We start from the raw sequence: 19,738 nt of genomic DNA on the forward strand, positions 1-19,738 counted from the left end.
GTGGCCGGGGCGGTGGCTCACCGCGCGTCGAGGAAGGCGTCGACGGCGGCCGTCGCCTGCTCCGGGTTGAGCCGGGGGTCGCAGGCCGAGCGGTAGTCGGGGAAGTCGCCGGCGCCGGTGCGCTCGCGGGGGCCCTCGACGCACTCGGTCACCGGGTCCGGGGTGAGCTCCAGGCTGAGCCCGGCGGGGTGGGCGCCGTGCGTCCGGAGGACCCGGACGAAGCCCTCGATCTCCCGGCGGATCTCGGGCAGCGCGCGGGTCTTGCGGCCGCCGGGCGCGCGGTAGGTGTTGGCGTGCATCGGGTCGCACAGCCACACCACCGGGACGCCGGCGTCGGCGACCGCGCGTACCAGCGGCGGGAGGGCCGCGGTGACCCTTTCGGCGCCCATCCGGACGATGAAGCTCAGGCGCCCCTCGGCGGCCTCCGGGTTGAGCAGCCGGGCCAGCGCCAGTGCCTCGTCCGGTGTGGTGGCCGGGCCGAGCTTCACGCCGACGGGGTTGTGCACGGCCGAGGCGAAGTCCGCGTGCGCGTCGCGCGGGCCGCGGGTCCGCTCGCCGATCCAGCCGAAGTGCGCGGAGGTCGCGAGGGCCGCGCCCGGGCCCTTGCGGAAGAGCGCCCGCTCGTACTCCAGGAGCAGCAACTCGTGGGAGGCGTACACCGGTTGGGCGGCCTCCTCGCCCCGCGCGCTCTCGCGCAGGGCGGCCAGGGCGCGGCGGGCGCTGTGGTAGGCGGTCAGCAGGCGTCGCGGGTCGGGGACGCGCAGCAGGGGGTCGGGGGCTTCCGCGTTGACGGCGTCGCCCCGGTAGCTGGGGATGCTCCGGCCGTCCGGGCCGGGCTCGTGGTCGGCGCTGCGCGGCTTGGCGTACTGCCCGGCGATCCGTCCGACGGCGGTCACCCCGGGTGCCCCGGCGCCCTCGCGGAGCCGGGTGGCGAGGCCGCGGAGCTGGGCCGCCTTGCGCAGGACGGTGTCGCGGTCGCTGTCCTCGAACCGTTCGGCGCAGTCGCCGCCGTGCAGGACGAGCCGCTCGCCCCGGGCGGCTTCCGCCAACTCGCCGCTCAGCGCGGTCACTTCCTCCTCGGTGACCAGCGGCGGCAGGACGGCGAGCTCGCGCACCACCTCGGCGAGGGCGTCGGGGTCGGGCCACGCGGGCTGCTGGGCGGCGGGACGGGTGGGGGCGGTGTGGGCAGGCGTCGAGGACGCGTCGCTGGTCATGACGGTGGAGGCTCCAAGTCGTCCGACGGGAGGGGAGGTTCCGAAGCGGCCCGCGCCGCGGCGTGCCGGCCCGCGGCGTCGACGCTGACGTGGCGGGCGGGCAGGGGGACGGGCGGCGGCGAGCGGGAGAACGAGCAGGAATGGGGCCGGAGGCGGGGGAGTCGGGGGGGCGTGCGGGGCCCACGCGGTCGTTCCGGCCCGAACGGTCGTGGGCGGGACGGGACTTCGGCGGGCGGGCGCGGATCGCGGGGCGGCGGCTGCCGTACGGTGTGCGAGCAGGGGGCGGGGCGCGCGGGACCGTACGTCCCGTGCTCCCGTCGGGCGACGGCCGTCCGCTCAGGCGGTTTTGAGCATGCCTCCGTCCAGCACCAGGTCCGCGCCGTGCAGATTGGGGGCCGCGTCCGAGACCAGGAAGGCGACCAGCGCGGCGACCTCCTCGGGTTCGGCCATCCGCCCCGTGGAGACGCCCGCCGTTGCGGGCAGTTGGCTGACCAGGGACTCCTGCGGGACGCCGGTGTCGCGGGCGAGTTTCTCGCCCTGGCCGCCCGGGGCGGTCCACACACCGGTGCGCACCAGTCCGGGCGAGACGGTGTTGACGCGGACGCCGAGCGGCCCGAACTCCTCGGCCAGGGCCTTGCCGAGCGAGGTGAGCGCCGCCTTGGCGGCCGAGTAGGCCACCACGTCGGGCAGAGGAAGCCGGGCGTGGACGGAGCCGATGGTCACCACGTGCCCGCCGCGCTCCCGCAGGGAGGGCAGCGCGGCGCGGGTGGCGCGTACGGCGCTGAAGAAGGTGGCCTCGAACTCCTCCTGCCAGGCCCGGTCGTCGAGCGTGAGGAACCCGCCCTCCTGCGGCGCGGTGCCGGACACGTTGTTGACGAGGACGTCGACGCCGCCCAGCTCCCGTAAGGCGTACGAGACGAGCCGGTCCGGGCCCTCGGGCGTGCTCAGGTCGACGGGGAGCGCGTGCGGGGTGAGGTCCGTCAGCTCCGGGCCCGGGTTCCGGGCGCCGCCGACGACCTGTGCGCCCCCGCGCACCAGTTCGCGGGTGACGGCCAGGCCGATGCCGCGGCCCGCGCCGGTGACGACGGCGGTCCTGCCGTGCAGTCCGTCCGGCGTTGCGCTCGGGCCCGCTGTCTCCGAGTCCGCCGACGTGGAGTCGGCTGCCTTCGGGTCCATGACTCTCCCCCATTCACTGCCGCGGGGCGGCAGCGCACCCGGGTGCGCGTGACGTTCCGTCCCGCCGGGTGCGGCGGGACGGCCGTGCACGGCACACGTACCCGATGGTGTCGATCCGTGTGGTGTCTCCGCGACGGTGTCCGGCCGGGGTGGTGTCGGTCCCCGGCTTGTCACCGTCCCGATCCGGGCGTTCGCCCTGTGATCGATCATCACCGTAGACAGCGCCGGGAGGGCCCGGTAGCTGCCGCGGGCGACAGGTGATGTCCCCCGGCGTACCGGGTCGAGGGGTCCGGCGGTCCTCCCCGGAGGACAAACGGTGAGCCGGCCGGAGGGGTGCCGGGGAGTGCGCGGCGGCCGGTGTGCGGGCGGCGGGGCGGCCACGGGAACAAGTCCCTCCACAGCAGCCGGAGTTGCCACTTCGGCAAGTACCGCCTTGAACTCCCGAGAAGGATCTCTTTACTCTTCTTTGGTGTTCACAGCTTTCCTTCGGGGGGAATCTTGCCCATTCGCGTCGTTGTCGCAGAGCCGCGTGCCGCAACACGCGCGGCTCTCGCCATGCTGATCGGATCGGCCCCCGGTATCGAGGTCGTCGGCAACGCGAGCAGCGGCTGCGAGGCCGTCGAGGTGGCGCTCGGCACGACCCCCGACGTCGTCCTCGTCGACGTCCAGCTCTCCGACACCGACGGCCTGGAGGCCACCCAGCGGATCACCGGTCACCCGGCACTGCGCCACACCCGCGTCCTCGCCTACGCCACGCACGCCGACGAGGACTCCTTCTTCCAGGCCCTGACCCGCGGCGCCGCCGGATACCTCGCGGCGGAGACCGAGCCGCAGGTCCTGCTCACCGCGATCCGCAGCGTCGCCGCCGGCGGCTCCTGGATCGACCCGCCGCACACCCGCCGCCTGATCACCGAGTACGTACGCGGCATCCGCTCCGGAACCCGCGCCCGGCAGGAGCCCGCCGACGCGCGCACGGCCCTGCTCAGCGACCGCGAACGCGAGGTGCTGGACCTCGTCGGACAGGGCTGCACCAACGCCGAGATCGCCGAGAGCCTGTACCTGAGCCCGCTGACCGCGAAGAAGTACGTCAGCCGCCTGATGTCCAAGCTCGGCGCGCGCGACCGCGTCCACCTCGCCCTCATGGCGACGGGTCACGCCGCACGCACACCCCACTCCCACGAGACAGGAACATGACCCAGACCTCTCCCGAGGCGTCGGCACCCGCCCTCGCCGGTCCGCGCGAATGGGCGGCGCTCGCCGTGCTGACCCTGCCCGTGCTGCTGATCTCCGTGGACATGACGGTCCTCGGCTTCGCCGTCCCGCACCTGAGCGAGGATCTCTCGCCGGACGCGGGGCAGTTGCTGTGGATCGTCGACATCTACTCGTTCATGCTGGCCGCGCTCCTGGTCACGATGGGCGCCCTCGGGGACCGCATCGGCCGCCGCAGGCTGCTGCTCCTCGGCACCTTCGGCTTCGGACTCGCCTCGGTGGCCGCCGCGTTCGCGCCCAGCACCGAGGTGATGATCGCCGCGCGGGCGCTGCTCGGCCTCGCGGGCGGCACCCTCATGCCCTCGACGCTCTCGCTGATCCGCGGCATGTTCCCGGACGAGACGCAGCGGAAGCTGGCCATCGCCGTCTGGTCCTCCGCGCTCTCCGCCGGCTCGGCGCTCGGGCCGCTGCTGGGCGGCGCGCTGCTGGAGTTCTTCTGGTGGGGCTCCCTGTTCCTGATCAACGCGCCCGTCACGCTGCTCATCCTCGTCCTGGCCCCGGTGCTCGTCCGCGAGTCCCGCGCCTCGCGCCCCGGCGCCATCGACCCGGTCAGCGTGCTGCTGTCGGTCGCCGCGATGTTCCCCTTCGTCTACGGCATCAAGAAGCTCGCCGAGGAGGGCGCCGCGCCGCTGCCCCTCGCCTGCCTCGCCGTCGGCATCGCCGCGGGAACCGCTTTCGTACGCCGCCAACTGCGCCGCGACGAGCCCCTGTTGGACGTACGGCTGTTCGCCGAGCCGAAGTTCAGCGTCGGCGTCGGGCTCAACCTCGTCACGCTCTTCGCGATGATCGGGGCCCTGTTCTTCCTCACCCAGTACCTCCAGATCGTCCTCGGCATCTCGCCCTTCCAGGCCGGACTGGTGCTGCTGCCCGGCATGCTGCTCGCCATCGCGGCCGGCTTCCTCGCCGTCGGCGCCTCGCAGCGCGCGGGTCTGCGCGCCGTGCTCACCGCCGGGCTGGTGCTGATGGCCACCGGCTTCGGGTTCCTGATGCTGCTGCCGCCGGACTCCGGCGTCCTCACCGCCGCCGGGGGCTTCGCGCTGATCTGCTTCGGCATGGGGCTCACCCAGACCCTCACCAACGACGCGGTGCTCTCCGCCGCGCCCGAGGACCGCGCCGGGGCGGCCTCCGCCGTCTCCGAGACCGGCTACGAACTCGGCGCGGCCCTGGGCATCGCCGTCCTCGGCAGCATCCTCTCCGCCTCCTACCGCTCCGGACTCGACAGCGCCCCCGGCGTCCCCGAGTCCGCGCTCACGGCGGCCCGCGACACCCTCGGCGGCGCCGAGAGCGCGGCCGCCGGCCTCTCCGACGAGGCGGGCGCCACGCTCCTCGACACCGCGCACACCGCCTTCGTCGACGGCATCCACGTCACCAGCGCGGTGGCCGCGGCCCTCCTGATCGCCGCGGCGGCGGCCACCGCCGTCACCCTCCGCAAGCGCGCCTGAAGCAACCGCGCCCGAACCACCGCCTGTTGAGCCACGGGTCACCTCTGGTGATCCGTGGCTCTGCCGCGTTTTCCGGCTGGTGGTTCAGCCCCGCCCCCGCGCCCCCGCCCGCAGGCCGTCCATGATGAGGTCGAGGAGGCGGGTGAGGCGGGGGTGGCAGCCCTCCTGGGGGGCCACCTGCCAGAGCCCGGCGATGGCGAGGAAGAAGTCGTCCGCCGTCACGCCGGGGCGGATGGTGCCCGCCTCCTCGCCCGCGCGCAGCAGGCGTCCCGCCGCGTCGGTGACGGGGGTGTAGCGCGGTTTCTCCAGGCAGGCGGGGCCGCTGGTGGCCTGGCGGATGGCGTCGGCCAGCCCGGCCTTGGTCATGGCGAAGCGGGCCAGGCGGTCCATCCACTCGCGCAGCGCGCGGTCCGGTGCCCGGGTGGCGAGGAGCTGGTCGGCGGCGTCGGCGACCTGCTGCACCTCGTAGCGGTAGACCTCCAGGACGAGGGCCTCGCGGTCGGGGAAGTTGCGGTAGAAGGTGCCCTGTCCGACGCCGGCCTTCTTCGCGATGGTGCTCAGCGGGGTGTTCTCCGCGCGCGTCAGTTCGGCCGTCGCGACCTCCAGGATGCGCTCGCGGTTGCGCTGCGCGTCCGAGCGCTGAGGGGCGCCCTTGTGGTGCTGCACCCGTCCTCCTTCCCGGAGTTGGCCGGAACGAGCTTGTTCAAGCGGACAGTTGTCCGCTAGGTTTTCCTGGCAGTGGACAACTGTCCGCTTAGGTTCACCTTAGCGGTTCGTGTGCGGCCGGTGACCACCGTGACCGGTCATTCCCGACGGTACGGACGCCGTCCCGTGCCGCACACCCGCCAGACCAGCTTCCCGTACGTCCCGCACCGACCCGCTCGTACGCCTCAGTACCGAGTACGCCTCAGCACAGACCGTTCGCACGCCTCCGCACCGTCTCGCCCTGCACGGCCGCTCCCGGCGGTCCGGCTGCCGGGCCGTCGCTCCGACGCGCTCCGGAAACGCGAAAGAAGGCCGATCATGGACCCATCCGCCACCACGACGTTCACCGGGACGTCCAGCTCCGTCACCCTGAACATCAACGGTGAGAAGCACACGCTGCCCGTCGACCACCGCACCACCCTGCTCGACGCGCTGCGCGAGCGGCTCGACCTGACCGGCACCAAGAAGGGCTGCGACCAGGGGCAGTGCGGCGCCTGCACGGTGCTGCTCGACGGACGCCGGGCCGTGGCCTGCCTCCAGCTCGCGGTGGCGGCCGAGGGCCGGGAGATCACCACCATCGAGGGCATGGCCGACGGGGACCGGCTGCACCCCGTGCAGCAGGCGTTCCTCGACCTGGACGGCTACCAGTGCGGCTACTGCACGCCCGGACAGATCTGTTCGGCCGTCGCCGTCATCGAGGAGCACGCCGCGGGCTGGCCCAGCGCCGCCACCGAGGACGTCCGCCCCGAGGCCGGGACGCCCGAACTGACGGCGGAGGAGATCAGGGAGCGCATGAGCGGCAACCTGTGCCGCTGCGGCGCGTACGTGTCCATCGTCGACGCGGTGGCCCGCGCGGCCGGAACCTGCGCCGAGCACCCGGAGAGCGGCAAGAGCCCGGCGGAACCCGGGAACCCGGAGCACACGGAGAAGACGGAGACGGTGGCGTGAGGGAATTCGGCTATCAGCGCGTGAGCGACGTGTCCGGCGCGGTGGCGCTGCTGGACGCCGACCCGGAGGCGCGCTTCCTCGGCGGCGGCACCAACCTCGTCGACCTGATGAAGAGCGGCGTCGAGCGCCCCTCCCGGCTCGTCGACGTCCGCGCACTGCCGCTGGACCGCATCGAGCGGACGGACGACGGCGGCCTGCGCATCGGCGCGACCGTCACCAACAGCGACCTGGCCGCGCACCCCGAAGTGCGCCGCGACTACCCGGCGTTGGCCCAGGCCGTGCTGGCCGGCGCCTCCGGCCAGCTGCGGAACATGGCCACCGTCGGCGGCAACCTGCTCCAGCGCACCCGCTGCGGCTACTTCGCCGACGTCACCCAGCCCTGCAACAAGCGGCTCCCGGGCAGCGGCTGTCCGGCCGTCGAGGGCGAGCACCACAACCACGCGATCCTCGGCGCCTCCGAGCACTGTGTCGCCGTGCACCCCTCCGACATGGGCGTCGCCCTGGCCGCCTTCGACGCGGTGGTGACCTACGAAACGGCCGACGGACCGGGGCAGTTGACGCTCGACGCGTTCTACCGTCCGGTGGGCGACACCCCGCACCGGGAGACGGCGCTGCCGCCCGGCGCGCTGATCACCGGCGTCGTCCTGCCGCCCGCGCCGGTCGCCGCGCGCTCCCGCTACCGCAAGGTCCGCGAGCGCGCCTCGTACGCCTTCGCCATCGGCTCGATCGCCGCCGCGCTCGACGTGCGGGAGGGCCGGGTGCACGAGGTCCGGCTCGCTTTCGGCGCCGTCGCCTCCCGCCCCTGGCGCGCCACCACCGCCGAACGCGAGCTGACGGGACAGCCGGCCGACGCCGCGCACTTCGCCGCCGCGGCCGACGCCGAACTGGCGGCCGCCGTACCGCTGCCGCACAACGGATACAAGGTGACCCTGATGCGCAACCTCGTGGTGGCCGAACTGACCGAGCTCGCCGAGGAGTCCGCACGCACCGAGGAGGCCGGACGATGACACCGACGACCGCGAGCACGACCACCACCGCGAGCGGCGCGGAACCGGCGGGCGCCGCCGCACAGCGCGCCGTCGGCACCGCGACCACCCGGGTGGAGGGCTACGACAAGGTCACCGGCGCGGCGCGCTACGCGGGCGAGATCCCGTTCGCCGAACTCGCCCACGGCTGGCTGGTGCTGTCCACCGTCACCCGCGGACGCGTCCTCGCCGTCGAGGACGGACCCGTGCGGGAGATGCCCGGCGTCCTCGCCGTCGTCCACCACGGCAACGCGCCCCGCGTCGAGACCGACTACACCGGCATGATCGGCGCGCCGGACCCGACCGCCGCCGTCTTCCAGCACGACCGGGTGCCCTGCCTGGGCTGGCCGGTGGCGCTGGTCGTCGCCGAGACCTCCGAACAGGCCAGGGAGGCCGCCGAGTCGCTGGTCGTCCGCTACGCGGAGGAGCCGCACGACGCCGGCTTCTCGCCGGACCACCCGGAGGCGTACGCGCCCGACGGCGACCCGACGGACAAGGGCGACCACGAGGCCGAACTCGCCGCCTCCGCCGTCGTGGTGGACGAGGAGTACACCACGCCGGAGGAGCACCACAGCGCGATGGAGCTGCACGCCGCGGCCGCGCGCTGGGAGGGCGGCAGGCTGGAGGTCGTCGACTCCAACCAGGGCACCATGTGGGTCGCCGACGAACTGGCGAAGCTGTTCTCCCTCGACCTGTCCGCGGTGCGGGTGCGCTCCGAGCACGTCGGCGGCGGCTTCGGCAGCAAGGGCTGCCGCGCCCACCAGGTCGCCGCCGTGATGGCGACGACGCTGCTGGACCGCCCGGTGCGGGTCGTCATGACGCGCCGCCAGACCTTCTCCGTCGCCGGGTACCGCAGCCCCACGGCCCAGCGCGTGCGGCTCGGTGCCGACGCGGACGGGCGGCTGCGCGCCCTGGAGCACGAGTCGTTCAGCCAGACCTCGCGGGTCTTCGAGTTCGTCGAGACGGGCGCGGCACCCTCCCGGGTGCTGTACGACGCGGAGGCCCACCGCACCGCGAACCGGGTCGTCCGGCTCGACGTGCCCAGCCCCTGGTTCATGCGGGCCCCGGGCGAGGCGCCCGGATCGTTCGCGCTGGAGTCGGCGCTGGACGAGCTCGCCGAGCGGTGCGGGATCGACCCGGTCGAGCTGCGGGTGCGCAACGACACCGCGCGGGGCCCGGTTTCGGGCGACCCGTTCGCGACCCGCAACCTGGTCGCCTGCTTCCGCGAGGGCGCCCGCCGGTTCGGCTGGGACGGCCGCGACGCCCGTCCCGGGGTGCGCCGCGAGGGGCGCTGGCTGATCGGCACCGGCACGGCCGCCGCCTCCTTCCCCTCGGGCGCCGTGCCGTCCACGGCCGCCGTCACCGCAGAGCCGGACGGCACCTTCACGGTGCGGGTCAACGCCGCCGACATCGGCACCGGCGCGCGGACGGCGCTGACGCTCGTCGCCGCCGACGCGCTGGAGACCGTCCCGGACCGGGTCCGGGTGCGGATCGGCGACAGCGACCTCGGGCCCGCGATGATCGCGGGCGGCTCGATGGGCACCCGCTCCTGGGCCTGGGCCGTCACCCTGGCCGCCGAGGAACTCCGCGGACGGCTGGCCCTGGGCCCCGTTCCGCCGGAGGGCGTCACCGTCCGCTCGGACTCGGCCGAGGCCATCGGCGCGCTCGCCAAGAAGGAACGGCACTCGTTCGGCGCCCAGTTCGCCGAGGTCGCCGTCGACCCCGCCTCCGGCGAGGTTCGGGTACGCCGCATGCTCGGCATGTTCGCCGCGGGCCGGATAGTGAACCCGCTGACGGCGCGCAGCCAGCTCCTCGGCGGCATGATCTGGGGCATCTCCATGGCCCTGCACGAGGAGGCGCTCCGCGACCCGGCCACCGGCGGCCTCTACGGCGCCGACCTCGCGGGCTACCACGTCGCCTCGCACGCCGACGTGCCGCAGATCGAGGCGGACTGGGTCGAGGACGAGGACCCCGACGACCCGGTCGGCATCAAGGGCATCGGCGAGATCGGCATCGTCGGCGCGGCGGCCGCCGTCGCCAACGCGGTCTGGCACGCGACCGGCGTGCGCCACCGTCACCTGCCCATCCGGCCCGACCGCGTGCTGCGGCCGGTCCCGGGGGCCGTGGATGCTTGACATCGCCGGGCAGCTGTCGGAATGGGCCGCCGCGGGGCGCGACTTCGCCGTCGCCACGGTCGTGACCGTGCACGGCAGCGCGCCCCGCGACCCCGGCGCGGCCCTCGCCGTCGACAGCGAGGGCACGGCCGTCGGTTCGGTCTCCGGCGGCTGCGTCGAGGCGGCGGTGTACGACCTGTGCGTGACCGCGCTGGAGGACGGCGAGTCCGTCCTCCAGCGGTTCGGGTACAGCGACGAGGACGCCTTCGCCGCCGGACTGACCTGCGGCGGCACCCTGGACGTCCTGGTCACCCCGGTCCGCGCGGGCACGCCCGCGCACGCGGTGTTCGCCGCGGCGCTGTCGGCCGCCCTCCGGGGCGAGCCGGCGGCGCTGGCGCGTGTGGCGCGCGGCCCGGACCGGCTCCTGGGCCGCGCCCTGTTCCTGGGCCCGGACGGCGTGCGCGCCGGCGGCCTCGGCGGCGGCCCGGAACTGGACCGGACGGCCGAGGCCGAGGCCGGGGCCCTGCTGGAGACGGGCCGCACCGGCACGGTCGAGCTGTCCGAGGACGGCTCGCGCTGCCCGGGCGGGCTCACCCTGCTCGTCGAGTCGAAGGTGCCGCCGCCCCGCATGATCGTCTTCGGCGCGATCGACTTCGCGGCCGCGCTCGTGCGCGCGGGGCGTTTCCTCGGGTACCACGTCACGGTCTGCGACGCGCGCCCCGTCTTCGCCACCGGGGCCCGCTTCCCCGAGGCCGACGAGATCGTCGTCGACTGGCCGCACCGCTACCTGCGGGAGACCGTCACCGACGCCCGCACCGTGCTGTGCGTCCTCACCCACGACGCCAAGTTCGACGTCCCGCTGCTGGAGGAGGCCCTGCGGCTGCCCGTCGCGTACGTCGGCGCGATGGGCTCCCGCCGCACCCACCTCGACCGTGAACGGCGGCTGCGCGAGGCCGGGCTGACCGACCGTGAGCTGGCCCGGCTGCGCTCCCCGATCGGCCTCGACCTCGGCGCCCGCACCCCCGAGGAGACGGCCGTCTCCATCGCCGCCGAGATCGTCGCCGCCCGCCGCGGCGGCACCGGCACCCCGCTGACCGGCACCACGGACCGCATCCACCGGGGACCCGGCACCGGAGCCACCGCGCCTGCCGGCGGCCCGGACCCCGTCACCCGGGACGAGACCGCGGCCTGAGCCGCCGGCCCGCCCGCCGTTCACCCGTACGGACGAGCCCGGCGGGCCGGGCTCGTGCCGCGGGGCCGGAGGCGGAGCGGCGGCGGTGGCCCCCGTGGACGGGGCCGATACGACGCCGTGCGGGCCGGTGGCCCGGGGCGCGTGTGCCGGGAGCGGGGGCGATCGTGAACGCATGTCCGAAAGTGTGCGCAGCGAGCCCGCGGCCGACGGCCCGTCCGACGTGCGTGACGTGATGATCGTCGTGGGCACGCGGCCCGAAGCGATCAAGCTGTTCCCGCTGATCCGGGAGCTGCGGGGCCACGACCGGATGCGGCCGTTCGTCGTGTCGACCGGCCAGCACGCGGAGCTGGTCGAGAGTGTCCTCGGCCGGGCCGGGCAGCGGGTGGACGCCGGGCTCCGCGTCGGCCGCCCCGGGCTCACCCTCAACGCGCTGTTCGCCTCCGTCCTGCACGGGATCGAGACGCTGCTCGACAGCCGCCGCGCCCTGGCCGACTCCGGCGCGGGCTCCTACCCCGTCGGCTGCCTGGTGCACGGCGACACCAGCAGCGCCGCGGCGGCCGCGCTCGCGCTGTTCCACCGGCAGGTCCCGGTCGGGCACGTGGAGGCGGGGCTGCGGACCGGCGCCACGCTGTCCCCGTTCCCCGAGGAGCTCAACCGCCAGCTCATCGCGCGGATGGCCTCCTTCCATCTCGCGCCGACCCGCCGCAACGCGCAGAACCTGATCCGCGAACGCGTCGACATCTCCCGCATCTACATCCCGGGCAACACCGGCATCGACGCGCTGATGTGGGCCGCCGAGCAGCGGGTCCCGTACGAGGTGCCCGAACTGGCCGATCTGGAGGAGGACGAGGAGACGCGGGTCGTCACCGTGACCGCGCACCGGCGGGAGAACTGGGGAGCCGGGCTGGAGAGCATCGCCCGGGGCGTCCGCCGGCTGGCCACCGCCTACCCGGAGGTCCGGTTCGTGCTGCCCGTCCACCCCAACCCGGCCGTCGCCGACGTGCTCCGCACGGGCCTGGGCGACCTGCCGAACCTCTCGCTCGTCCAGCCCATGGAGTACCTCCCGTTCGCGCGGCTGCTCGCCCGTTCGGCGCTCGTCGTCACCGACTCCGGCGGCATCCAGGAGGAGGCGCCCGCGCTCGGCGTACCGGTGCTCGTCACACGGACCGAGACCGAGCGCACCGAGGGGCTGGAGGCCGGGACGCTGCAACTGGTCGGCACCGACCCGGACCGGATCGTCCAGGCCGCGTCCCGGCTGCTGGACAACCCCGTCTACCACGCGTTCGTCGCCTCCCGGCGCAATCCGTACGGCGACGGAAAGGCCGCCGAGCGCATCGTCGCGGCCCTGGAGAGCCTGGCCTTCGACACCTCGCCACCTCCCACCTTCGGCCCCGGCTTCAACCGCGACCGGGTGCGGGACTGGGCGGGCCTCGGGCCGGTCCCGGGCACGGAGCAGGAGCAGGACCCGGTGCCCGAGGGGCTCGCGGACCCGGCGGGGCCCCCGGAGGAAGGGCCGGTCGCGTCATGAGCGGGACACCCTCGCGCTGGTACGACCCGTACGCGGGACTGCCGGTCCCCGTCCAGGTCCTGATGTGGTTCCTGCTCGCGGTGATCCTGGCGACGTTCCTCTCGGTCGGGTTCCTGATGGCCAGGGCCTGGTTCGAACTGCGGCGCCAGCGCCGGGACCGCGACGCGGCGGACGAGTCCGACTTCCTGTGGGTCTTCGTCGTCCCCGCGCTCAACGAGGAGGTGACGATCGCCGACAGCGTCTCCCGGCTGCACGCCGTGGAGGCGACGCACCGGGTCATCCTCGTGATGGACGACGGCTCCGACGACCGGACACCGGAGATCCTCGCCGGGCTGGACGCCCCCGGACTGGAGGTCGTCCGCCGCGAGCCGCCCCGGGCCCGTACCGGCAAGTCGGCCGCGCTCGACCACGCCTGGGAGTACATCCGCCACGAGGTCCTGGCCCGGCCCGAGTTCGCTTCCTGGCCCCGCGACCGCGTCGTCGTCGGCGTGGTCGACGCCGACGGGCGCCTCGCCCCCGACGGCCTGCCCGCGATCGCCGGTGCCCTCGCCCGCGACGAGCGCGTCGCGGGCGTGCAGGTGCTGGTCCGTATCTACAACCGCGGCCGGTACCTCACCTGGGCGCAGGACGTGGAGTTCGGCGTCACCGCGTACGTCTACCAGCTGGGCCGCTCGGCCTGGGGCACCGCGAACCTGGGCGGCAACGGACAGTTCACCCGGCTCACCGCGCTGGACGACGTCGCCACGGACGCGAACATGCCCGCGTACACCCGGCACGGCCCGTGGCGCGACCGTCTCACCGAGGACCAGGACATCGGCGTCCGGATGCACCAGGCCGGCTGGCGGTGCGTCCAGCTCGTCGTGACCCGGGTGGACCAGCAGGGGCTGACGAACCTGCGGCGGCTGGTGAAGCAGCGCGTCCGCTGGGCGCAGGGCGCCTGGCAGTCCGTCGCCCTGCTGCGCGGTGTGGGGCGTGGCGGGATGTCGCCGCTCGCCCGCGTCGACACCGTCATCTATCTGCTGATGCCCGCGCTCCAACTGGTCATGGGCCTCGGGCTGGTGCTGGCGCTGTTCTTCTTCGCCTTCCGGGACACCCCGTTCGTCGCGGGCTGGCCGGTGCTGCTCTTCCTCCTCGCGCTCGCCTTCTTCCCCGGCATCGCGGCCCTGACCATGACGCCCCCGCCGGGCCTGCGGCAGCTGCCCCGCGCCCTGATCGGCGTCCTGCCCTACCTCGCCTACACCTGGCTGACCTGGATCGCCTTCCCGGTCTCCCTGCTCCGCCAGACCCTGGGCATCACCGGCTGGACGAAGACCGCCCGCGAACCCCTCGACGCCAACCTCCCGGACCACGCCACCCTCCCGGAGGACCCACCGGGGCCGGGCGGGAGTTGAGCACACCTCCCGCGATGAGTCCCGGGCGGCGGCCGCCGGCTCTTCCCCGAGCCGCACCCACCCCGCGCCCCTCCGTTTCCGGGGACGCGGGGCGGGTGCGTACGGTCACCGCCCGGTGGTTCAGGTGCAGTTGCGGGCCGCGGAGGTGCTGGAGGCGAGAGTGACGTCCACGCCGCCCGGTGCCTTCAGGTGCACCGCGTTCACCGTCAGCGCCCCGTCGGGGCCCTTGACCTGTTCGTTGACCACCAGCTGGGCTCCGCCGAGGCCCAGGTCGACCTTCTGGTCGGCCACTCCGCCGGTGTCGATCTTCCGGCCGCCGACGGTCAGGTCCAGGTCGACGCTGCCGGTCTGCCGCTCGCAGGTGCTCGTGGACCGGGAGCTGACCCCGGACACCTCGATCGCGGGCAGCGCGGGCAGCCCGAGCTTCACCCGTTCCACCGAGGCCGTGGCCGTCGAACTCAGTGGCCCGGGACGGGTGTTGACCTCGGCGCACAGCGTTCCCGCGGTGAGCAGCACGGCCCGCACCTCCGCCGCGCAGGGCGGCGCCTGGCGGCCGGTGTCCGCCGACCTGACGTCACCGGTGTCGGGCGCCGGCCCGACGGCCTCCAGCCCGGGCAGCGGCGACTTCACCGTGAGCCCGGTGGCGCGGCCGGTGACGTGGGCGAGCTTCACCCGCGCGTCGGCCTTGGACGGTTCGAACTGCCCGTCCCCGGCGAACTCCGCGCGCACCGGCAGCGTGCCCTCCCCGTTCAGGGGCTGCTTCGCCGTGTCGATCCGGCAGGTGGCCCCGCCCTCGGCGCCGGTGGTGCCCTCGCAGCTCTGTGCCGTGTCCCCGCCGCCGAGGGTCAGCCTGACCTTGCGGTCCGCCACCGGCTTCCCGCCGTCGGCGGTGAGCCGCGCGGAGACCTCGGCGGGCGAGCCGTTGGCGACGCTGCCCGGGCCGGTGTACTCCAGCTTCGTCGCCTGTTTCGCGGGCGGCGGCGGAGGCGGCGGCGGGTTGTCCCCGCCCCCGCCACCGGGGCAGTTGGTGCTGGTCAGCGGCTTGCGGTTGCTCTGGTCCGGGTAGGGCGCGAGGTTCTTGCCCTCCAGGTGGACCTCCACGCCCTCGCCGTTCAGGCGCTGGTCGAAATGGAGATGCGGGGAGCCCTCGGCGTCGGTGTCGCCCAACTCGCCGATCACATCGCCCTGTTTGACCTTCTGTCCGTCCTTCACGCCCTGGCTCTTCAGGTGCAGATAGCGGGTCTGCCATCCGGCGCCGTGGTCCAGTTCGACGTACTTCCCGGCGCCGCCGCCCTCGCCGAGGTTCACCGTGCCGTCGGCGGAGGCGAGCACGGGCTTGCCCATGTCGGCCTGCCCGGAGCGCCAGTTGATGTCGATGGCCCCGGGATAGTCGTGCTCGGAGAAGTACGTCCACTCCTTCTCGCCGCACTGGAAGGGCGCCTTGAAGTCCGGCCGTGCCGTCGGCGCGGGCTCCGTCCGCGCGGCCGGCGCGACCTCGCCCGCCGGGGCCTTCGCCGTCGTCTCCGGGGCGGAGGTCCCGGATCCGCCGTCCTGGGCCCAGCCGATCCCCCCGGCGACCAGTGCGGCGGCCGACACCAGCGCCACCGCCGTGCTGCGCGGCCGCGCGGAGCGGAGCCGTCTCCCGGCCCGGCGCACCCGGCCCCTGCTGTCCGTCTGTCTCAACGCGCCCATGTGTTCCCCCTGTTGGTCGGTCTGCTGTCCGGATTCCGGTGCGCACCGCCGCCGTGCCCCTGCCGGGCCCCGGCCCGGGGCGTGGTGGCGGAGCGCAGCGGCAGCCTCCAGAGGGCGCCGCGTACACGTCAATCCGCGGGGCCGACTTCCGGTCCCCGCGGGTGCGGAGGGCCGCCGGAGGGCCTGTGCCCGTCCGGTGAGCGGGGGAGCGGCGGAGGTGTCGGCTCCGGGTACCGGACGCCCCCGGGTTCACAGGGTGTTCGCCACGCCCACCGATACCGCCCCGTACGGAGGTGAGTATTCCGCGATGGGCCGTTCTTCCGGCTTGACCGAATACCGCCCCACCCCGCCGGGCCGGAGCGAGGGTCAGGCGCGCGCGAAGCGGCCCGGGGTGGTGCCCGTGAGGCGCTTGAAGTGGCGGGTGAGGTGAGACTGGTCGTAGAAGCCGACGGCGGTCGCGACCTCGGCGGGGGAGCGGCCGTCCAGCAGCAGCCGCCGGGCCCGGTCGACGCGGCGCGCCATCAGGTACTGGTGCGGCGCCAGCCCGAACGCGCCGGTGAACGCCCGTACCAGATGGGCGGGATGGGCGTGCACCAGCTCCGCCGCCTCGGCCAGGCCCAGGCCCGACGGCAGCCGCGCGTCGAGGAGCTCCCGCAGGTCCTGCGCGACGCCGCGCCCGACAGGCGAGGGCCGCTCCGGGACGCCCCCGCGCCGCAGGTGGCCGCGGAGCCGCTCCGCGACCAGCGCGAGACGGCTCTCGGCCTCCAGCTCGTCACCGCGCCGCGCGAGCGCCGCGTGCAGCTGCCCGACCCGGCGGCGCAGCAGCGGGTCGGCCAGGTCGGGGGTGTCCACCGCGCGGCCGATGAACGCCTCGTCCAGCTGCGCCGGTTCGAGGTACAGGACCCGCTTGCGGAAACCGTCCGGCGTCGCGGGCGAGCCGTTGTGCGGCACGTGCGGCGGGAGCAGGGTGACGGTGCCGTCCGGGGTGCCGTGCTCACGCCGGTCCAGCTCGTAGCGGACGGCGCCGTCGTCGACGAGCAGCAGCGTCCACACGTCGTGCACGTGCATCGGGTACGCGTGCTCGGTGAACCGCGCGTGGAAGACCTCCGCGACGCCGGGAACTCCCGGACGCCACGCGGAGACCTGCTGCCCTGCCACCATGCAAAGAACGTACAAGAGCGCCACCGGCCCCGGTCGGCAGTCTCGGATCATGAACACCGAGAACCGCCCCGTACGCTTCGACACCAAGATCGCCGTGCTGCTGCGCGAGGACCTGCTGACCTGGCAGCGGCTGAACGTCACCGCCTTCCTCGTCAGCGGCCTCGGCTCCGAGCTGCCCGAACTGATCGGCGCACCCTACGAGGACGCCGACGGCACCGGGTACCTGCCGATGTTCCGCCAGCCCGTCCTCGTCCTGGAGGGCACCAAGGAGACGCTGACCGCCGCGCACGGCCGCGCCCTCTCCCGGGCCCTGCCCCGCGCCGTGTTCACCGCCGACCTCTTCAGCACCGGCAACGACCACGACAACCGCGCCGCCGTCCGCGCCGTGCCCCGCGACGCCCTGGACCTGGCCGGCCTCGCCGTCCACGGCCCCCGCAACGCCGTCGACAAGGTCCTCAAGGGCGCCCGCATGCACCCCTGACCGCGCGGCCAACGAGCCCGCCGCCAGGGGGAGTTCGTCGTAACGTCCGGTACACACGACTGCCGGACGGCCGTCACGGCCGGCCGGAATGGGCCCCCGGGCGCCGCCTGTTGTCGCCCTCATGACCATCGGAGCAGCACTCGACGCATCCGGCGCCGCACACCAGGTCGACGCGACCGTACAGCTGGCCCGGGAGGCAGCGGCGGCCGGACTGCGGTCCGCCTGGTTCGGGCAGACCTTCGGCGCCGACTCGCCCCAGCTCGCGGCGATCGTCGGACGGGAGGTGCCGGAACTGCAGGTGGGCACCTCCGCGATCCCCGTCTTCGGACGCCACCCGCTCACCGTCTCCGCCCAGGCCCAGACCGCCCAGGCCGCCACCCACGGCCGCTACCACCTCGGGCTCGCGCTGGGCACCAGGCTGCTGACCGAGGGCGGCTTCGGCATCCCGTTCGAACGGCCCGTCGCCAGACTGCGGGAATTCCTCACCGCCCTGCGGCAGTTGACCGAGCACGGCGCCTCCGGCTTCGAAGGCGAGCTGATCACCTCGCGCACGCCGATCCCCGCGCGGGTACCGGGGGCCGGCGCGGGTGTGCCGCTGCTCGTCGCCGCCATGGGGCCCCAGGCGCTCCGCGCCAGCGGTGAACTGGCCGACGGCATCCTGCCGTACCTCGCGGGGCCGCGCGCCCTGGCCGAGCACATCGTCCCGGCCGTCACGGCGGCGGCCGAGTCGGCGGGCCGGCCCGCGCCCCGGATCGTGGCGCTCGTGCACGGGGTGGTGACCGACGACGTCGACGGCGTCCGCGAGAAGGTCACCGAGCAGCTGTCCTTCTACGAGCGGATCCCGTCCTACGCCCGCGCCGTCGAGCTCTCCGGCGGCAGGCGGGCGGCCGACGTCGCGGTGATCGGCGACGAGCGCACCGTCGCCGAGGAGGTGCGGCGCTACCGGGACGCCGGGGCGACGGAGGTGGTGTTCGCCGGAACGGACATCGCCGGCGCCGCCGGCCGCCGCCGCACCTGGACCCTCCTCGGCGAACTGGCGGGCTGAACCCGCCGCTTCCCGCCCGCCGTCACCACGCCTCCGCCTCCTCCGTCTCCCCGCCCTCCGCCGCGCGCCCGCCCGTCCCGGCCCGGGCGCGCAGCGCCAGCAGCGGGAAGACGAGGACGGAGAGCATCGCGGCGCCGACCAGCGCCGCCGCCTCGCCCTTGCCCAGCACGTCCTCGTCCAGGCCGATGGTGGTGATCGCGACGACCAGCGGCAGGCAGGTCGAGGAGTACAGGGCGAGGGCGCGGCGGTCGGCGCGTGCCAGGTCGCGGGGCGCCAGCAGGTAGGCGGGCAGCCCGCGGACGAGGAGGAACAGCACGAGGAAGACGGGGAGCAGCAGCAGGGCGCGGCCGCCGTCGAGCAGCGACGCCAGGTCGAAGTCGATGCCGGTGACGATGAAGAACAGCGGCACCAGGAAGCCGAAGCCCATCGCCTCCACCTTGCCGAGCACCTCGGGACCGCTCTCCGGCGCCGCGCCCTGGAACACGATCCGGGTCAGCAGCCCGGCGGCGAACGCGCCCAGCAGCACGTCCAGTCCGAGCAGATGGGCCAGCCCGAGCATGGCGACGAGCAGCAGCATCACGAAACGGACGGCGAACTGGCCGCTGGTGTGCAGCGTCGTGCGGACGATCCGGGAGAACCACGGCGGACGCGGCCGCAGCGCCCACCGGACGGTCAGCGCGATGACGGCGGCGAAGGCCAGCAGCACCAGCGACGAGATCCCGGGCTTCCGGCCGGAGAGCAGCACCGCCATGGCGACGATCGGCGCGAACTCGCCGACCGCGCCGAAGGCCATCATCACCGTGCCGAAGCGTCCGCGCAGGTCACCGCTGTCCCGCAGGATCGGCAGCACGGTGCCGAGCGCGGTACTGGTCAGCGCGGTGCCGATGACGACGCTCTGCGAGACGTCCAGTCCCGTCAGCCCCAGCGCGATGCCCAGACCGAGCACCAGCGAGACCGCCCAGGCCCAGCCCGCGCGGCGCAGGGTGCCGCCGCGGACGGCGGCGAAGTCGATCTCGTACCCGGCGAGGAAGATCAGCATGGCCAGGCCGAGTTCGGACAGCGTGTCGATGACCTTGTCGTGCTGCGCCCAGCCCAGCACGTCCGGGCCGACGAGGATGCCGAGCAGGATCTCGAAGATGACCAGCGGGATGCGCGCCCACCGGTGCACCCCGTGCACCAGCAGCGGCGCGAGGACGGCGACGGCCACGATCAGGACGAGCGTGCCCGGATGCGTCATGCCCCGAGCCTCGGCGCGGCCCCGCCCCGCCGCACGCGCTGAGGGCCGTGCGGGCGACGCGCGCCGTCACCCGGACGGCCCGTTGCCGCTCGCCGCCGGGCGGTCCGCGCCGGACAGT

General features: G+C 74.6%; 16 protein-coding genes. 10 read left to right on the forward strand and 6 right to left on the reverse strand.

The window, feature by feature from the left end; genetic code table 11:
* Window positions 1-17: 17 nt before the first annotated feature.
* The gene (locus HCC30_RS16345) at window positions 18-1,214 is read right to left on the reverse strand and encodes a 3-deoxy-7-phosphoheptulonate synthase (RefSeq protein WP_169443267.1); all 1,197 of its coding nucleotides are present in this window, start codon (window positions 1,212-1,214) and stop codon (window positions 18-20) included.
* 336 nt (window positions 1,215-1,550) lie between these two features.
* On the reverse strand, window positions 1,551-2,390 hold the full coding sequence (locus HCC30_RS16350; protein WP_169443268.1) for an oxidoreductase: 840 nt from the start codon (window positions 2,388-2,390) through the stop codon (window positions 1,551-1,553).
* 555 nt (window positions 2,391-2,945) lie between these two features.
* Between HCC30_RS16350 and HCC30_RS16355 the strand changes: the two genes are divergently transcribed.
* Together HCC30_RS16355 and HCC30_RS16360 are read left to right on the forward strand one after the other, a co-directional pair.
* Window positions 2,946-3,584, forward strand: a complete 639-nt coding sequence (locus tag HCC30_RS16355) for a response regulator transcription factor (RefSeq protein ID WP_240979635.1) — start codon at window positions 2,946-2,948, stop codon at window positions 3,582-3,584.
* Window positions 3,581-5,101 (forward strand): MFS transporter, encoded by a 1,521-nt coding sequence (locus tag HCC30_RS16360; RefSeq protein ID WP_169443270.1) that lies wholly within the window; start codon window positions 3,581-3,583, stop codon window positions 5,099-5,101. Before HCC30_RS16355 ends, HCC30_RS16360 begins: the two co-directional genes overlap by 4 nt.
* Window positions 5,102-5,185: 84 nt before the next feature.
* On the opposite strand, the gene HCC30_RS16365 is transcribed toward HCC30_RS16360, so the two are convergent.
* A complete protein-coding gene (locus HCC30_RS16365) occupies window positions 5,186-5,767 on the reverse strand; it encodes a TetR/AcrR family transcriptional regulator (RefSeq protein ID WP_169443271.1) in 582 nt (193 codons plus the stop codon).
* A 357-nt stretch (window positions 5,768-6,124) separates the two neighbouring features.
* Between HCC30_RS16365 and HCC30_RS16370 the strand changes: the two genes are divergently transcribed.
* The 6 genes from HCC30_RS16370 (at window position 6,125) to HCC30_RS16395 (ending at window position 14,004) form a co-directional block, all read left to right on the forward strand.
* The gene (locus HCC30_RS16370) at window positions 6,125-6,754 is read left to right on the forward strand and encodes a 2Fe-2S iron-sulfur cluster-binding protein (RefSeq protein ID WP_240979636.1); all 630 of its coding nucleotides are present in this window, start codon (window positions 6,125-6,127) and stop codon (window positions 6,752-6,754) included.
* Window positions 6,751-7,761, forward strand: coding sequence for a xanthine dehydrogenase family protein subunit M (locus tag HCC30_RS16375; RefSeq protein WP_169443272.1), 1,011 nt, complete (start codon window positions 6,751-6,753; stop codon window positions 7,759-7,761). The genes HCC30_RS16370 and HCC30_RS16375 overlap by 4 nt, the downstream gene beginning before the upstream one ends.
* Window positions 7,758-9,914 carry a xanthine dehydrogenase family protein molybdopterin-binding subunit gene (locus HCC30_RS16380; RefSeq protein ID WP_169443273.1) on the forward strand — a complete coding sequence of 719 codons (2,157 nt, stop codon included), beginning with the start codon at window positions 7,758-7,760 and terminating at the stop codon, window positions 9,912-9,914. Before HCC30_RS16375 ends, HCC30_RS16380 begins: the two co-directional genes overlap by 4 nt.
* On the forward strand, window positions 9,907-11,085 hold the full coding sequence (locus tag HCC30_RS16385) for an XdhC/CoxI family protein (protein ID WP_169443274.1): 1,179 nt from the start codon (window positions 9,907-9,909) through the stop codon (window positions 11,083-11,085). The genes HCC30_RS16380 and HCC30_RS16385 overlap by 8 nt, the downstream gene beginning before the upstream one ends.
* Before the next feature lie 172 nt (window positions 11,086-11,257).
* A complete protein-coding gene (gene wecB, locus HCC30_RS16390; protein WP_169443275.1) occupies window positions 11,258-12,613 on the forward strand; it encodes a UDP-N-acetylglucosamine 2-epimerase (non-hydrolyzing) in 1,356 nt (451 codons plus the stop codon).
* Window positions 12,610-14,004 carry a glycosyltransferase gene (locus HCC30_RS16395; protein WP_169443276.1) on the forward strand — a complete coding sequence of 465 codons (1,395 nt, stop codon included), beginning with the start codon at window positions 12,610-12,612 and terminating at the stop codon, window positions 14,002-14,004. The genes wecB and HCC30_RS16395 overlap by 4 nt, the downstream gene beginning before the upstream one ends.
* A gap of 120 nt (window positions 14,005-14,124) precedes the next feature.
* Here the strand turns inward: HCC30_RS16395 and HCC30_RS16400 are convergent, their stop codons facing one another.
* Window positions 14,125-15,696 carry a M23 family metallopeptidase gene (locus tag HCC30_RS16400; RefSeq protein ID WP_169443277.1) on the reverse strand — a complete coding sequence of 524 codons (1,572 nt, stop codon included), beginning with the start codon at window positions 15,694-15,696 and terminating at the stop codon, window positions 14,125-14,127.
* Between the two features lie 366 nt (window positions 15,697-16,062).
* Complete coding sequence (locus tag HCC30_RS16405) at window positions 16,063-16,857, reverse strand: AraC family transcriptional regulator (RefSeq protein ID WP_169443278.1); 795 nt, start codon at window positions 16,855-16,857, stop codon at window positions 16,063-16,065.
* A gap of 49 nt (window positions 16,858-16,906) precedes the next feature.
* Between HCC30_RS16405 and HCC30_RS16410 the strand changes: the two genes are divergently transcribed.
* Entirely contained in the window at window positions 16,907-17,338 is a 432-nt protein-coding gene (locus HCC30_RS16410; RefSeq protein ID WP_240979637.1) for a DUF2000 domain-containing protein, read from the forward strand.
* A 121-nt stretch (window positions 17,339-17,459) separates the two neighbouring features.
* Window positions 17,460-18,383: a TIGR03564 family F420-dependent LLM class oxidoreductase gene (locus HCC30_RS16415; RefSeq protein ID WP_169443280.1), complete on the forward strand. Its 924-nt coding sequence runs from the start codon at window positions 17,460-17,462 to the stop codon at window positions 18,381-18,383.
* 22 nt (window positions 18,384-18,405) lie between these two features.
* Here the strand turns inward: HCC30_RS16415 and HCC30_RS16420 are convergent, their stop codons facing one another.
* Window positions 18,406-19,620, reverse strand: a complete 1,215-nt coding sequence (locus HCC30_RS16420; RefSeq protein WP_169443281.1) for a cation:proton antiporter — start codon at window positions 19,618-19,620, stop codon at window positions 18,406-18,408.
* Window positions 19,621-19,738 lie beyond the last annotated feature (118 nt).

Source organism: Streptomyces sp. HNM0574, from assembly GCF_012726235.1.
Taxonomy (GTDB): Bacteria; Actinomycetota; Actinomycetes; order Streptomycetales; family Streptomycetaceae; genus Streptomyces.

Coding starts and splice junctions, on each gene's coding strand:
- HCC30_RS16345 (WP_169443267.1), bottom strand. CDS start 1,214: ATGACCAGCGACGCGTCCTCGACGCCTGCCCACACCGCCCCCACCCGT.
- HCC30_RS16350 (WP_169443268.1), bottom strand. CDS start 2,390: ATGGACCCGAAGGCAGCCGACTCCACGTCGGCGGACTCGGAGACAGCG.
- HCC30_RS16355 (WP_240979635.1), top strand. CDS start 2,946: ATGCTGATCGGATCGGCCCCCGGTATCGAGGTCGTCGGCAACGCGAGC.
- HCC30_RS16360 (WP_169443270.1), top strand. CDS start 3,581: ATGACCCAGACCTCTCCCGAGGCGTCGGCACCCGCCCTCGCCGGTCCG.
- HCC30_RS16370 (WP_240979636.1), top strand. CDS start 6,125: ATGGACCCATCCGCCACCACGACGTTCACCGGGACGTCCAGCTCCGTC.
- HCC30_RS16380 (WP_169443273.1), top strand. CDS start 7,758: ATGACACCGACGACCGCGAGCACGACCACCACCGCGAGCGGCGCGGAA.
- HCC30_RS16385 (WP_169443274.1), top strand. CDS start 9,907: ATGCTTGACATCGCCGGGCAGCTGTCGGAATGGGCCGCCGCGGGGCGC.
- wecB (WP_169443275.1), top strand. CDS start 11,258: ATGTCCGAAAGTGTGCGCAGCGAGCCCGCGGCCGACGGCCCGTCCGAC.
- HCC30_RS16395 (WP_169443276.1), top strand. CDS start 12,610: ATGAGCGGGACACCCTCGCGCTGGTACGACCCGTACGCGGGACTGCCG.
- HCC30_RS16400 (WP_169443277.1), bottom strand. CDS start 15,696: ATGGGCGCGTTGAGACAGACGGACAGCAGGGGCCGGGTGCGCCGGGCC.
- HCC30_RS16405 (WP_169443278.1), bottom strand. CDS start 16,857: ATGGTGGCAGGGCAGCAGGTCTCCGCGTGGCGTCCGGGAGTTCCCGGC.
- HCC30_RS16410 (WP_240979637.1), top strand. CDS start 16,907: ATGAACACCGAGAACCGCCCCGTACGCTTCGACACCAAGATCGCCGTG.
- HCC30_RS16415 (WP_169443280.1), top strand. CDS start 17,460: ATGACCATCGGAGCAGCACTCGACGCATCCGGCGCCGCACACCAGGTC.
- HCC30_RS16420 (WP_169443281.1), bottom strand. CDS start 19,620: ATGACGCATCCGGGCACGCTCGTCCTGATCGTGGCCGTCGCCGTCCTC.